Source organism: Streptomyces scabiei 87.22 (assembly GCF_000091305.1).
In the GTDB taxonomy this organism is placed as follows: Bacteria; Actinomycetota; Actinomycetes; order Streptomycetales; family Streptomycetaceae; genus Streptomyces; species Streptomyces scabiei.
This window is the reverse complement of the sequence record NC_013929.1, coordinates 5367064-5381744: the sequence shown is the minus strand read 5'-3', so window position 1 is coordinate 5381744 and position 14681 is coordinate 5367064. Positions and strand designations below refer to the sequence as shown.

Annotated in this window: 9 protein-coding genes and 4 tRNA genes; 8 read left to right on the top strand and 5 right to left on the bottom strand. The window is 70.4% G+C overall.

Going from position 1 to position 14681, the window contains the following annotated elements; genetic code table 11:
- Positions 1-135: 135 nt before the first annotated feature.
- From SCAB_RS22875 to SCAB_RS22865, 3 genes are all read right to left on the bottom strand, one after another.
- Positions 136-2433, bottom strand: coding sequence for a DEAD/DEAH box helicase (locus SCAB_RS22875; RefSeq protein ID WP_013002438.1), 2298 nt, complete (start codon positions 2431-2433; stop codon positions 136-138).
- Between the two features lie 325 nt (positions 2434-2758).
- Positions 2759-3289 carry a hypothetical protein gene (locus tag SCAB_RS22870; RefSeq protein WP_037725897.1) on the bottom strand — a complete coding sequence of 177 codons (531 nt, stop codon included), beginning with the start codon at positions 3287-3289 and terminating at the stop codon, positions 2759-2761.
- Positions 3290-3383: 94 nt separating this feature from the next.
- Positions 3384-3734 (bottom strand): metallopeptidase family protein, encoded by a 351-nt coding sequence (locus SCAB_RS22865; protein ID WP_013002436.1) that lies wholly within the window; start codon positions 3732-3734, stop codon positions 3384-3386.
- Positions 3735-3955: 221 nt separating this feature from the next.
- On the opposite strand from SCAB_RS22865, the gene SCAB_RS22860 reads away from it, so the two are divergent.
- From SCAB_RS22860 to SCAB_RS22825, 8 genes are all read left to right on the top strand, one after another.
- Positions 3956-5572, top strand: coding sequence for a metallophosphoesterase family protein (locus SCAB_RS22860; RefSeq protein ID WP_013002435.1), 1617 nt, complete (start codon positions 3956-3958; stop codon positions 5570-5572).
- A gap of 81 nt (positions 5573-5653) precedes the next feature.
- A tRNA-Glu gene (locus SCAB_RS22855) sits at positions 5654-5726 on the top strand.
- Between the two features lie 37 nt (positions 5727-5763).
- Positions 5764-5838: transfer RNA gene (locus SCAB_RS22850), tRNA-Asp, on the top strand.
- A gap of 24 nt (positions 5839-5862) precedes the next feature.
- Positions 5863-5936, top strand: a tRNA-Phe gene (locus SCAB_RS22845).
- 99 nt (positions 5937-6035) lie between these two features.
- Complete coding sequence (locus tag SCAB_RS22840) at positions 6036-7685, top strand: hypothetical protein (RefSeq protein ID WP_013002434.1); 1650 nt, start codon at positions 6036-6038, stop codon at positions 7683-7685.
- An 81-nt stretch (positions 7686-7766) separates the two neighbouring features.
- Positions 7767-11744, top strand: a complete 3978-nt coding sequence (gene hrpA, locus SCAB_RS22835; RefSeq protein WP_013002433.1) for an ATP-dependent RNA helicase HrpA — start codon at positions 7767-7769, stop codon at positions 11742-11744.
- Positions 11745-11843: 99 nt separating this feature from the next.
- A tRNA-Asp gene (locus SCAB_RS22830) sits at positions 11844-11918 on the top strand.
- Positions 11919-12188: 270 nt separating this feature from the next.
- The gene (locus SCAB_RS22825) at positions 12189-12380 is read left to right on the top strand and encodes a DUF6274 family protein (protein ID WP_037725900.1); all 192 of its coding nucleotides are present in this window, start codon (positions 12189-12191) and stop codon (positions 12378-12380) included.
- A 515-nt stretch (positions 12381-12895) separates the two neighbouring features.
- Here SCAB_RS22825 and bldC read toward each other — a convergent pair.
- Together bldC and SCAB_RS22815 are read right to left on the bottom strand one after the other, a co-directional pair.
- Positions 12896-13102 carry a developmental transcriptional regulator BldC gene (bldC, locus tag SCAB_RS22820; RefSeq protein WP_003949541.1) on the bottom strand — a complete coding sequence of 69 codons (207 nt, stop codon included), beginning with the start codon at positions 13100-13102 and terminating at the stop codon, positions 12896-12898.
- 655 nt (positions 13103-13757) lie between these two features.
- Positions 13758-14600, bottom strand: a complete 843-nt coding sequence (locus tag SCAB_RS22815; protein WP_013002432.1) for a hypothetical protein — start codon at positions 14598-14600, stop codon at positions 13758-13760.
- Positions 14601-14681 lie beyond the last annotated feature (81 nt).

Sequence of the window (14681 nt, the reverse complement as noted above, 5' to 3'; positions counted from 1 at the left end):
TGCGCCACACGGTGGCCGAAAATCGGCGGGGACCGGCCGGCACGGGACCGGGGCGGAACCTGTGGGGCGGAACACACGCGAAGGGCCCGTACGACCGGAGTCGTACGGGCCCTTCAGCGGAACTCAGCGAGTGGATCAGCCGTTGCGCTTCCAGCGCGGCTTGTCGTCACGGCGTCCGAAGGACGAGCCGGTGCCGGTGCCGGTGCCGGTGCCGGAGCCGGAGCCGGAGCCGCGGTGGTCGTCACGACGGCCGTACGGACGCTCGTGGCCGCCGGAGCGGAAGCCCGGACGGTCGCCGCCCTGGCGGTCGCGGTTGAACGGACGGTCGCTGCCCCGGTGGCCGCCACGCTCGTCGCGACGCTCGAAGGAGCGGCCGCCACGGTCGTTGTCGCGGCGGAAGCCGCTGCCGCTGCCGCTGCCGCTGCCGCCACGGTCGTCACGACGCTCGAACGAACGCCCACCGCGCTCGCCGTCCCGACGCTCGAACCCACCACGGTCGTTGTCCCGGCGGAAGCCGCTGCCGCCACGGTCGTCACGACGCTCGAAGGTACGGCCACCACGGTCGCCGTCCCGACGGTCGTTGTCGCGGCGGAAGCCGCTGCCGCTGCCGCTGCCGCTGCCGCCACGGTCGTCACGACGCTCGAACGAACGCCCACCGCGCTCGCCGTCCCGACGCTCGAACCCACCACGGTCGTTGTCCCGGCGGAAGCCGCTGCCACCGCGGTCGTCACGACGCTCGAAGGAACGGCCACCACGGTCACCGTCCCGACGGTCGTCACGGCGGTCGAACCCGCCGCGCTCGCCGTCGCGGCGGAACCCGCCACGGTCGTTGTCCCGGCGGAAGCCGCTGCCGCCACGGTCGTCACGACGCTCGTACGCCGGACGCTCGTACGCGGGACGCTCGGCCGGCTGCTCGGCGATCGCGGCCGGAGCCTCGGCCGCCGGGGCGTCCGCCTCGACGGCGGCGACGGCGGTGCCCTCCGCGGCGGCGGCGACGGCCGCCTCCGGGTCCTCGCCCCGCTCCCGCGCGGCACGCGCGGTCAGCCGGGTGGCCTCGTCACGCAGCTCGGCGGCGCGGCGCGTGACCCGCTCCAGCTCCTTGGTGAGCTGGGCGACCTCGCGCTCGGCCTGCTGCGCGGCGTTGTCGACCGACTCGGCCTGGACCTCGGTCATCGACCGGGCGCCGGTGATGTCGGCCACCTCGGTGTCGAAGGCCGTACCGCCCTGGATGATGTGGCGCGAGGCGTCGACGCCCGCGTCCTCCATCAGGCGGAAGATCTGCCGGCGCTGGTGCGGCAGGGAGAGCGACACGACCGTGCCGCTGCGGCCCGCACGGGCCGTACGGCCGGAGCGGTGCAGGTAGTCCTTGTGGTCGCCGGCCGGGTCCACGTTCAGGACCAGGTCGATGCCGTCGACGTGGATGCCGCGGGCGGCCACGTCGGTCGCGACCAGCGCGTTGACGTAACCGTCCTTGAAGTCGGCCAGCGTCCGGGTACGGGCGCCCTGGGTCATGCCGCCGTGCAGCGCGTCGGCCTTCACACCGGAGTCGCGCAGCTGCTCGGCGATGCGGTCGGCGCCCAGCTGGGTGCGGACGAAGATGATCGTGCGGCCCTTGCGGGAGGCGATCGCGGCGGTGACCGGCGCCTTGTCCTTGGGCTTCACGATGAGGATGTGGTGCGACATGGTCGTGACGTTGCCCTGGGCGCTGTCGACCTCGTGCGTCACCGGGTTGCTCAGGTAGCGCTTGACCAGCGTGGAGATCTCGTTCTCCATCGTGGCGGAGAACAGCATCCGCTGGCCGCCGGCCGGGACCTGGTCGAGCAGCTCGGTGACCTCGGGCAGGAAGCCCAGGTCCGACATCTGGTCGGCCTCGTCGAGGACGGCGATCTGGGTGTTCTCCAGCGAGCAGGCGCCGCGGTTGATGATGTCGCGCAGGCGGCCCGGGGTGGCGACGAGGATGTCGACGCCGCGCTCCAGGGCGTAGATCTGGTTGCCCATCGACGTACCGCCGCAGACGACCTTCATCTTCAGGCCGAGGACGTCGCCGTACGGCTGGAGGGCGTCCGCGACCTGCATCGCGAGCTCACGGGTCGGGGTCAGGATGACACCGCGCGGCTTCTTGCGCTCGGTGTGGCCGCCGGCCAGCTGCGCGAGCAGCGGCAGACCGAACGACAGCGTCTTGCCGGAGCCGGTGCGGCCGCGGCCGAGGATGTCCTTGCCGGCCAGGGCGTCCGGGATGGTCGCGGCCTGGATCGGGAAGGGGGTGGTCACGCCGTTCTGCGCGAGCTTGCGCACGACGCCCTCGGGAAGACCGAGCGTCGCGAAGGTCACCTCGGGAGCCTTCTCGGCGGAGCCGTTCTCGACGCTCGCGAGGGTGTCGACGTCTTCGCCGTTCTCGGGCACGACGACGTGATCAGTACTGGAAATGGACATGCGTATGCGAAACCTTCCGGAGTCTCGTCGGCACGCGCCCGTCAACTCCGTGATTCGCACACGACCGCCTCTATGCGGTCCGCCACGGCAAGGGAGAGTACGCGCCACACGGCGCGCTTCTGTGATGGCGCCGGGCAATGGGGCAATGGGATCAAACGATCTGCCACCATACGCACCCGCCACCCCTCTAGGCAAACCGGGCGGATGTCCGCAGGTCCGGGCCCGATCGATTCGGGCGGGGGTGAGGGCCGACGTCAAACGGCGGCAGATACATCATCGTACAGCATCCGGGGGCAGCTCTCCGACACACTTCTGCGGAGCGGCCCTACACCGCGTCCCCCGCCTGCGGCGCCGGCTCCCGTTCCATCAGCTGCGCGCCCTGCTCGTGCGCCGACGACGACGGCTCGGCCGAGGGCTCGGGCGGGGGCGACGGCGACTCCGCCGGCCTGGTCGGCTCCGGTTCGGGCTCCACCACCGGCGGCGGGGACGGTTCCCCCTCCGGCGGCTCGGGCTTCTCCGGCCGCTCCCCCTTCCCCTCGTCCCCGTCCCCCTTCGGCGGCGTCGCCCTGCCGGAGGGCCTGGCCTTCCCGGAGGCCGACGCGGACGCGGAGGGGGACGGGGAGGAGGACGGGCCCGGCGAGGCGGAGCGGGACCGCTTCCCCTGCCCGGACCGGTGTCCCGTGCCGCCCGCGTCCGTCACCGCCGTACCGCCGTCCGGCTTCTCGCCGCCCCGCTGCCCCGCCGTCGGCGACGGCCCGGGCGTCCGCGCCTCGTCCCCCACGCTCATACAGCCGGCCGCCGCCGCTACGGCCATGACCGTGGCGGCCAGACGGACGGATACGTTCAAGGCGCGCACGGCGGCCACCTCCGAGGGGGGCGTGAAGGGGAGTCCCCCTGCCCAACTCCCGCCGCCCGCAAGAGGACACGCGACCCTCCGGCGCCCGCGGCTCCTAGCCGTACCCCAGCGCGTGCAGCCGCGCGTCGTCGATCCCGAAGTGATGCGCGATCTCGTGCACCACGGTCACCTCGGTCTCCGCGACCACGTCCTCCCGCGACGCGCACATCCGCAGCGTCGGCCCCCGGTAGATCGTGATCCGGTCCGGCAGCACCCCCGCGTACCACTCCCCGCGATCCGTGAGCGGAGTCCCCTCGTACAGCCCGAGCAACTCCGGGTCGTCGGCGGGCGGCTCGTCCTCGACGAACACCGCCACGTTGTCCATCAGCCGTGTCAGCTCCGGCGGAATCCGGTCCAACGCCTCGGCGACCAGTTCCTCGAACTCCTCGCGCGTCATCTCCAGCACACGGCCATTGTCATGCACGACTCGCGGGTACGAGAGTCGCGGGCGGCACCCGGGCCCCGCCGGACACGGCCAACCCGGCACACCCCGTACGACGGCAGGGCCGCGACCACACCCCGTACGACGGCCGGACCGCGACCGCACCGTGCGACGACCGGGCGAAACCCCCGGCCCCCGCCCGCCCCCTCCGCATATCCGCCCCCACCCCTGGGCATACGCGACCAATGGCACGCGTCCCCGCCGACCCCTCCGCCGCCGACACCCCGCGCACGCCCCTGCGCCGGCTCCGCCGCGCCCTGGCCCGCCCCCACCGGTCCCGCCGCGCGCACCCGACCGCCGAGCTCGCCCAGCGCCCCCACCCCTGGAAACGGGCGCTCGGTCTGGTCGCGGTCGTCCTCGTCGGCGCCTGGCTGGGTCTGCTGGTCGTGGGGAACGTCCGCACTCCTGTCGGCCCCATGAACACGACGATGACGCTGCGCCCCTCCCTCACCGGCGGCACGAAGATCAACGTCTCGCCGCTGGGCGCCCTGGAACTGAACAGCCACCACGCCCCCGTACGCCTGGACGTCAACGTCGACCAGCTCGACCCGGAGCGCGCCCAGGCCCTGGTCGACCACCCCGAGCGGATCTCCGGGCTGCAGGAGGAGATCGCGGGCGACGTGCGGCACGGCACCATCGACCTGGCCGTACGCTCCGGCGTCGCCGTCGTCTCGGGGGCCACCGCGCTCGGGCTCGCCGTGTACCGCCGCCCCCGCCGCGCCCTCGCCGCCGGCGGCCTGGCCCTCGTGCTGCTGGCCGGCGCCGGAGGCACCGCCGCCGCCACCTGGAACCCCAACTCCGTCCTGGAGCCGAAGTTCTCCGGCCTGCTCTCCTTCGCGCCGTCGCTGGTCGGGAACGCGCGCAGCATCGTCACCGAATTCGACGTGTACCAGAAGGAGTTGGCCCGCCTGGTGACGAACGTGACCAAGCTGTACGACGTCACGTCCACGCTCCCCGCGTACCAGCCGGACCCGACGACCATCCGCGTCCTGCACGTGTCCGACATCCATCTGAACCCCGCGAGCTGGAAGATCATCGCCTCGCTGGTCGAGCAGTACGAGATCAACGTCATCGTCGACTCCGGCGACACCATGGACCACGGCAGCGCCGCCGAGAACGGGTTCCTCGACCCGATCGCCGACCTCGGGGCCCCGTACGTCTGGGTGCGCGGCAACCACGACTCGCTGCTGACCCAGCGCTACATGGAGGGCATCGACCACACCCACGTCCTCGACGAGGGGAAGGCGGTGACCGTGGGCGGGCTGCGGTTCGCGGGAACGGGGGACCCGCAGTTCACCCCGGACCGCTCGACCGGGAAGGCGGGCCTGCCGTCGGAGGAGGAGGCCGGGCAACGGCTGGCGGACGCCCTGCGCGCCCAGAAGGCGGCGGGCACCCCCGTGGACATCGCGGTCGCGCACAACCCGGACGCCGCCCGGGAGACGGACGGCCAGGTCCCGCTGGTGCTCGCCGGGCACCTGCACCACCAGGAGATGGAGATGCTGGGCCAGGGGACCCGGCTGCGCATCGAGGGCTCGACCGGCGGCAGCGGCCTGCGGGCCGTTGAAGGCAGGAACCCCGATCCGATCGAGGCGTCCGTCCTCTACCTCGACCGTGACACGCGCCGCCTCCAGGCGTGGGACGAGATCAGGCTGGGGGGTCTGGGGCTGACGACGGCGGAGGTCAGCCGTCATCTGCCGAAGGAGAACCAGCCGGGGGCCCGGCCGGGGGACGAGCGGTCCCCGTCGCCCTCCGGAAGGACGTCCACGGGCGGGTCCCCGAGCGGGTCACCCGGTGGCCCGTAAACCGTTTTGGCGATACCTCCTGCCATCCCATATGCTTCTCACGTCCCCGACGCGCTGACAAGGCGCCCAGGCGGGCCGATAGCCCTCATCGTCTAGCGGCCTAGGACGCCGCCCTTTCAAGGCGGTAGCACGGGTTCGAATCCCGTTGGGGGCACGCAAGATCGTGTGCGAGACTAGTCCCGCACAAGCTTGGTCCTGTGGAGCAGTTTGGAGTGCTCGCCACCCTGTCAAGGTGGAGGCCGCGGGTTCAAATCCCGTCAGGACCGCTGGTGTTTCTCACGAAGCACCGCGGCTGGGTAGCTCAGTTGGTACGAGCGATCGCCTGAAAAGCGATAGGTCGCCGGTTCGACCCCGGCCCCAGCCACATCGCGCGAAAACCCCCTCCGGGTAACCGGAGGGGGTTTTCTTCGCTCACAGTGAGGCCGCCGCGGAGCCGCGGCCCACCGAGAACCATGGGGGGTTCTTGAGACACATCACCAGGGGGCTCGTGACGGCCGGTGCCGTCCTGCTCTCCACCTTCGCGATACCGGGCACGGCCCACGCGGCCGCTCCGGTCGTCCAGGAGGCGTCCAGCGACTCGGCGGACTGGTCGGTCATCGACGTACGCCTCGGCCACGGCAGCGCGGCCGGCGAGGACGTCAAGAAGATCACCGCGAAGCTGCGTCCGCTCGGCAGCGCCGACACGGACACCCCGGTGGCCACGGTCACCGAGTTCACGCAGACGTACTTCGCGAGTCCCTGGGCGGGCACCTGGTCCTCCCCGCCCGTCCACCTGGACACCCTCGGCGAGTACACGATCGACGTCGAGGCCACCACCAGCGGCGGCGAGACCACCGTCCAGCAGAACGCGGGCGTGCTGCGGTACCAGAAGCAGCCCGTGATCTCGGGCTTCTCCGTCACACCGACCGAGCCGACCATCGACGACAAGCTCGTCACGGCCACCGGCGATCTGCTCCTGCGCGATCCCGCCACGCGGGCGACCGAGGCCATGCCCGACGCCTCCGTCGACATCGACCTGGGCAGTTCGGTCGAACAGACCGTCACCACCGACGACCAGGGCCACTTCTCGCTCGCGCGCGAGGTGAGCCAGGGCGGCTGGGCCCGCGCCGAGTACCGCAGCGACCTGGGCTACGCCACGGTCCCCTGGGTCAGCATCACGCCCAAGGCCGCGGCGACCCGCCTGCTCCTCGACAAGAGCAGCTTCCATGTCGTGGCGAACGCCGAGATGAAGGTCACCGGACGGCTGGAGTACCGCAGCGGCACCGAGTGGAAGCCGCTGGCGGGCATCCCGCTGGAGCTGGACTACAAGAACAGCAGCATCACGGACGCGACCGAGGCGACCAGCGACCCCGCCGGCCGCTTCACCTTCGTCAGGCGCGTGTACGGCGACACCACCTTCGAGGTCGGCTTCCCGCCCTACCCGTACAACCCCTGGATCCAGCGGACCGCGACCGCCGACGTGAAGGCCAAGGTCACCTCCACGAGCAGGTTCACCGAGTTCACGGCGGCGCAGGACGAGCGGGCCCAGCTCGACATCACCGGCAGCGTCGACCTGTCCGGCAACTACTACAGCGGCCGGATCAAGGTCGGCATCCAGTACTCCGCCGACGGAAAGACCGGCTGGACGACCAAGAAGACGGTCACGACCGGCTTCGGCTCGCAGTTCATCGTCGAGGGCCTCAAGGGCAACCCGGACGGCTACTGGCGACTGCGGTACGCCGGTGACACGAAGCGGGACTTCAAGGGCACCACCAGCAAGGCGATGCGCAAGGTGAAGGCCCTCACCCGGATCAAGGGCGCGGGCGCCTCGCCCGAGCCGGTCCGCAAGAACCACACCCTCACCGTGAAGGGCGTCCTCCAGGAGGCGAAGCCCGCGAGCACGGTGGGCTGGACGAGCTGGAAGGCGTACGGCGGCAAGCAGGTCCAGATCCTCTTCCGGCCCCGGGGCGAGAAGGACTGGTACCTGATGGGCACCGTCAAGACCAAGGCGAACGGTTCCTTCGCCAAGGGCATCAAGGCCCCGATGGACGGCACCTGGGTGCCCGTCCACCTGGAGCCCGACGGCAAGCACTTCGCGGGCGCCGGCGCGGAGGACTACGTCGACGTGCGGTAACGCGCATCACAGGCACACGGCGAGGGGCGGACGCAAAAGCGTTCGCCCCTCGTTTCGTCGAGGTGAGATCCTGGGTTCCGTATGTCTACGCCACCTGCCCCCGCCTTCGGCGCCCTCGCCCCCCGCCTGGCCGAGCTGTCCCTGCGCGACGCGCACCGGCTCGGACGCAGGCTCGAAGGCGCGCGCAAGATCCGCAAGCCCGAGGCCCGGGCCGCCGTGCTCGCCGAGATCGAGGCGGAGGTGGCCAAGGGCGAGACCCGCATGGCCGAGCGCGCCGCGCGCGTGCCGGCCGTCTCGTACCCCGAGCAGCTGCCCGTCAGCCAGAAGAAGGACGACATCGCGGCCGCGATCCGCGATCACCAGGTCGTCATCGTCGCCGGTGAGACCGGCTCCGGGAAGACCACGCAGATCCCCAAGATCTGTATGGAGCTGGGGCGTGGCGTACGCGGCATGATCGGGCACACCCAGCCCCGCCGTATCGCCGCCCGCACGGTCGCCGAGCGCGTGGCGGAGGAGCTGCGGACGCCGCTCGGCGAGGCCGTCGGCTGGAAGGTGCGGTTCACCGACCAGGTGAACCCGGACGCCACCTTCGTCAAGCTGATGACGGACGGCATCCTGCTCGCCGAGATCCAGACGGACCGCGAGCTGCGCGCCTACGACACGATCATCATCGACGAGGCCCACGAGCGGTCCCTCAACATCGACTTCCTGCTGGGCTACCTCGCCCAGCTGCTGCCCAAGCGCCCCGATCTCAAGGTCGTCATCACCTCGGCGACCATCGACCCCGAGCGCTTCTCCCGCCACTTCGGCGACGCGCCGATCGTCGAGGTCAGCGGCCGTACGTATCCGGTGGAGGTGCGCTACCGCCCCCTGCTGGAGGAGGACGGCGACGACGCCGACCGGGACCAGATCACCGCGATCTGCGACGCCGTCGAGGAGCTGCAGGGCGAGGGGAAGGGCGACATTCTCGTCTTCCTCTCCGGGGAGCGGGAGATCCGTGACACCGCCGACGCGCTGATCAAGAAGAACTACCGGTTCACCGAGGTCCTCCCCCTCTACGCCCGGCTCTCGCACGCCGAGCAGCACCGGGTCTTCCAGCCGCACACCGGCCGCAGGATCGTGCTGGCCACGAACGTCGCCGAGACCTCGCTCACGGTCCCCGGCATCAAGTACGTCATCGATCCGGGCTTCGCCCGCATCAGCCGCTACAGCCACCGCACCAAGGTCCAGCGGCTCCCCATCGAGGCCATCTCCCAGGCCAGCGCCAACCAGCGCAAGGGCCGCTGCGGCCGTACGTCGGACGGTGTCTGCATCCGCCTGTACAGCGAGGACGACTTCGAGACGCGGCCCGAGTTCACGGACGCGGAGATCCTGCGGACGAACCTCGCCTCCGTCATCCTGCAGATGACCGCCGCCGGTCTCGGCGACATCGAGAAGTTCCCCTTCATCGATCCGCCGGACCACCGCAACATCCGTGACGGCGTCCAGCTCCTCCAGGAGCTCGGCGCGCTCGATCCGGCGCAGAAGGACGCACGCAAGCGGCTGACCCCGATGGGCCGCAAGCTCTCGCAGCTGCCCGTCGACCCGCGGCTGGCCCGGATGGTCGTCGAGGCCGACAAGAACGGCTGTGCCCGCGAGGTCATGGTGATCGCCGCCGCGCTGTCCATCCAGGACCCGCGCGAGCGCCCCGCCGAGAAACAGGCGCAGGCCGACCAGCAGCACGCCCGCTTCAAGGACGAGACGAGCGACTTCCTCGCCTATCTCAACCTCTGGCGGTACGTCCGCGAGCAGCAGAAGGAACGCGGTTCGTCGTCCTTTCGCCGGATGTGCAAGCAGGAGTACCTGAACTTCCTGCGGATCCGCGAGTGGCAGGACATCTACAGCCAGCTGCGCACGGTCGCCCGGCAGATGGACATCCACCTCAACGAGGACGACGCCCCCGAGCAGCACGTCCACCTCTCCCTCCTGGCCGGTCTGCTCTCCCACATCGGCATGAAGGACGTGAAGGAGACCGGGGGCGAGAGCGGGCGGAGCACGGGCAAGAACGAGTACCTGGGCGCCCGGAACGCCAAGTTCGCGATCTTCCCGGGCTCGGCCCTCTTCAAGAAGCCCCCGCGCTTCGTGATGTCCGCGGAGCTGGTGGAGACGAGTCGCCTCTGGGCCCGCGTCAACGCGAGGATCGAGCCCGAATGGGTCGAGCCGCTCGCCGAACACCTCCTGAAGCGCACGTACAGCGAGCCGCACTGGGAGAAGGACCAGGCGGCCGTGATGGCGTACGAGAAGGTCACGCTGTACGGCGTGCCGATCGTCGTCCAGCGGAAGATCAACTACGGGCGGATCGACGCGGAGGCCAGCCGTGAGCTGTTCATCCGCAACGCGCTGGTCGAGGGCGACTGGCGTACGCACCACAAGTTCTTCGCCGACAACCGCCGGCTGCTCAGCGAGGTCGAGGAGCTGGAGCACCGGGCCCGGCGCCGGGACATCGTGGTCGACGACGACACCCTCTTCGACTTCTACGACCAGCGGGTCCCCGAGCATGTGGTCTCCGGCGCCCACTTCGACTCCTGGTGGAAGCACAAGCGCCATGAGCAGCCGGACTTCCTGGACTTCGAGCGCGCGATGCTCATCCGGGAGTCGGCGGAGGCGGTCACCAAGGCCGACTACCCGGACTCCTGGCGGCAGGGGCAGCTGAAGTTCCGGGTCACCTACCAGTTCGAGCCGGGTGCCGACGCGGACGGTGTGACGGTCCACGTCCCCCTCCAGGTCCTCAACCAGGTCACCGACGAGGGCTTCGACTGGCAGATCCCGGGGCTGCGGGAGGAGGTGGTGACGGAGCTGATCCGTTCCCTGCCCAAGCCGATCCGCCGCAACTACGTGCCGGCGCCCAACTTCGCGCGCCGCTTCCTCGACCAGGCGGTACCCCTCCAGGAGCCGCTGCCGGTGACGATGGCCCGCGAGCTGAAGCGCATGGTGGGTGTCCCGGTGACGCCCGAGGACTTCGACTGGTCCCGGGTCCCCGACCACCTGAAGATCTCCTTCCGGATCGTCGACGAGCGGCGCCGGAAGCTGGCCGAGGACAAGGACCTGGAGTCGCTGCGGCTGCGGCTGAAGCCGAAGGCCCGTCAGGCCCTCTCCCAGGCCGCCGCCGCGACCGCCGAACGCGAGGGCGGCGAGTCCCTGGAGCGCAAGGGCCTCACCGACTGGACGATCGGCTCGCTCACCCGTGTCTTCGAGACCCGCCGCGCCGGGCAGCCGGTGAAGGCGTACCCCGCTCTCGTCGACGACGGTCCGGCGGCCGGCACGGTCTCCGTCCGCCTCTTCGACACCGAGGCGGAACAGACCGAAGCGATGTGGAAGGGCACCCGGAGGCTCATTCTCCGCAACATTCCGGTCAACCCTGCGAAGTTCGCGAGCGAAAAGCTCACCAACGCTCAGAAGCTGGCACTGTCCGCGAATCCGCACGGTTCGATCCAGGCACTGTTCGACGACTGCGCGATGGCTGCGGCCGACAAACTGATCGCCGACTTCGGAGGACCCGCCTGGGACGAGTCGTCGTACCGCAAGCTGTACGACAAGGTGCGCGCGGAGATCGTCGACACGACGGTCCGTACGGTCGGGCAGGTGCAGCAGGTGCTGGCCGCCTGGCAGGCCTGTGAGCGCCGTCTGAAGTCCACGCGCAGCCCCGCCCTCCTCGCCAACCTGGCGGACGTACGGGGGCAGCTGGACGCCCTCGTGAAGCCGGGGTTCGTCACGGAGGCGGGCCTGCGCCGGCTGCCGGACCTGATGCGCTATCTGGTGGCGGCCGACCGGCGGCTGCAGCAGATGCCGACCGGCGTCCAGCGGGACACGTCCCGGATGGAGAAGGTCCACGAGATGCGCGACGAGTACGCCTGGCTGCTGGAACAGCTGCCCCAGGGACGGCCCGTGCCCTCGTCGGTCCTGGAGATCCGCTGGATGATCGAGGAGCTGCGCGTGAGCTATTTCGCGCACGCCCTGGGCACGGCCTACCCTGTCTCCGACAAGCGGATCGTGAAGGCGATCGACGCGGCGGTGCCGTAACCGCCCCCGCACGGAAAGTGAGTTCGCGCGGGGGCACCCGCTCCTGTACAGTCTCTTCTCGCAGGCCAGCGCGGCAACAAGGCGCGGACTGCGAAACCTGGTCCTGTGGAGCAGTTTGGAGTGCTCGCCACCCTGTCAAGGTGGAGGCCGCGGGTTCAAATCCCGTCAGGACCGCACGAAGAAGAAGGCCCGCATCCGAACGGATGCGGGCCTTCTCGCTGTTCGGCCCCAAACGCGACCCCGCCGACCGAGGGCCGGGCGCACGCCGGCTCCCCCTTCACCCTCGTGGAGGCGGACGGGGGCGTGCGGGGCGCCTGTGCCGGATCGTGCGACTCCCGCGCCCGCAGGAGGGGCCCAAGGCCCTCCCTCCGGCCCGGCGGGGTTGACGGCGTCACATTCCGCCGGTACCTCAGACTCAGGGCCCCGAGACCCCGGAGGTGGCGTATGACGACGTCCGCTCGGCACGAGACCCGCGCACTGCTCCGCGCTCACCTGTCGGCCGCATCGTCGTACCGCCACCTCACCCGCCACTGCCCGATCTGCCACCGCCTGCTGCGGCTGGCCACGGAGCACGGGACGGGCGGCGAGGACGGCGCGGAGGGCGCCACGGAGGACGGGGCGCCCTCCAAGGCGTGAGACGCGCCCCGGAGGGAACGTACTCGGCTGGGGCGCGCGACGGGCAACTCCCGCCCCCTTTACCGCAGATGCCGATCGGGCAACAAGCACCCCGCCATGTGACGGGTGTCACTGTATGAGTTTTCGGAACGCGGGTTCTTACCGGTCTCCTACAACTGGTCAATTTAATATGTGCAATTGCACCACTCTCCCGGGGCCTGCACAGGAGATCCGACAGGCCTCCCCAGAGTCCGACAAGCCCGCGCACAACCTGTCGCTTCCGGACCGGAAAACCGCGGTTCGGCGCACAAAAAAGATCGCGCTGGACCCGGCGGAGTCCAGCGCGATCTACGACGCACCCTTGGTGCTTGCCTGACCGATACCCGGGGGACCTGGGGCCTCCCGGAAAGTTCTGTGTGGCTGGGGCGTGGGATCTGTTGGGGCAGAACCCGCGTCGTTCAAAGCAGTTCGAGCGGTGGTGCTTCCGGGCGCCCGGCCGATGGGGGACCAGCCGAAATGCCCTGTCGGGCGAGGTTTCAGGCCTCGCTGCGCTGCTGCGGGATACCCGCGAGCAGTGCGCGGACCTCAGCCTCGCGGTAACGGCGGTGTCCGCCGAGCGTGCGGATGGACGTGAGCTTGCCGGCCTTCGCCCACCGCGTGACCGTCTTGGGGTCGACGCGGAACATGGTGGCGACCTCAGCCGGGGTCAGCAGCGGCTCGGCATCAGGGGTGCGAGCGGTCATGAGCGGCCTCCTCGGGAGAACCGAACCTTCTCGGTTCTTTCCTCTAAATTCTGCACCTTGACCCGCGTTGCCCGAAATGGCGGACGCGAGTCGAGTCGGTTATAGGACGAACGGCTTGTCCTCGGCACTACAACTACACCATCCGTCCAGCCGCGTCGGCCAAACCGATGGAATTGCCCTCCCAGGTGTTCATCAGCGACGGATGCCGATGGACCATGCCATAGCGGACAGTCACGCCACTGTGACGATCAGTCACAGTGGCGTGCAGGAGTCTCAAGACCCCCCAATAGCGTGCAATGCTGAGATTCCACCCATACGCGGGCAGAGGGAGCCTCCCCCGGGCTCCTTGTCCTATTTTGACACGAGGAGGTGCGTAAGAGGCAAGGCCCGCGTAAGTGCAATCCGTCACGCTTGGCGGCTTCTTGACGCAAAAGCCCGGATCGGGACCTACGTCCCTCCTGTGACGCCTCGCAGATAACTGCGCGGTGTCAAGCCTTGGTCAAGGATGGACAGTTCACCATGGTTCGGCCTCCATGGAAAGCCTTTGCCCACCGCCCCCACACGTCACAAGTACGGCTGCGGGGTTGAGTCGGTTCAACCGGATCAGTCCGGTTCTGCTCGCCGAGTGCTCGAATCTGATCGCCGAGGAACGGTCTCAGTTGGCCGAGCGCCTGTCCCGCACCGCCCGCCAGCGCTCCACCAGCCGCCCGTACGCCGCTCCGGCGGCGGCCCCGTCCCCCTCGCGCAGGGCCTCGATGCCCTCGGCGACATCGGCGGCCGAGTGGTCGCCGTCCAGCTCGGCGGCGGGCAGGACGTGCACGAGGCCGCCGTAGTCCAGCTCGACGAGCGAGCGCGGATGGAACTCCTCCAGCCAGCGGCCCACGTCGACCAGACCCTCGACGAGCGGCCCCTCGTCGACGGTGTCCCGCAGCGTCCGCAGCCCCCGCGCCACCCGTCGCCGGGCCTGCACCATGGGCGTGCGATAGCGAAGCACCGGCGAATTCTCGCCGGATCCCTTCTCGTACGTGCGCTCCTCGTCCGAGACGAGCACGAACCAGTTCAGCGGCACCTGCCAGGTCGCCGTGCGGATCCACGGGCGGGCGTCGGGGTTGCCGGCCATCCACCGCTCGTAGTCCAGGCTCGCCTGGCGGCGCACCAGCGGCGGCAGCACCGCGTCCAGGACCGGGGCGGGCAGTTCCTCGGCCAGGTCACCGAGCGCCTGCCAGCCGCGCAGCCGGGTCCGCCAGGGGCAGACACAGACCACCCCGTCGGCCTCCAGCACGAAGGCGTCCCCGCTCTCGTGCACCGGCACCGGGACGGGCGGGGTCGGCAGCAGGTCCGCCAGCGAGCGGCGCAGCTCGTCCTGGTACGAGGGCCGGTCGGTGCGCTGGGCGTAACGGGTCCAGTGGCCGCGCTCCGGCTCGGGGAAGGCCGCCAGCGGCTCGTACACGCGGAGGTAGGACGCGTACGGGACGATCACCGAGGACACCTTGGGCACGCCTGCTCCCTCCCCCGGCTGCCACCGGGGAAACCTGCCGAACCCGCCCACCGGCGGGCCGGAAAACTGTGCGGATCACAC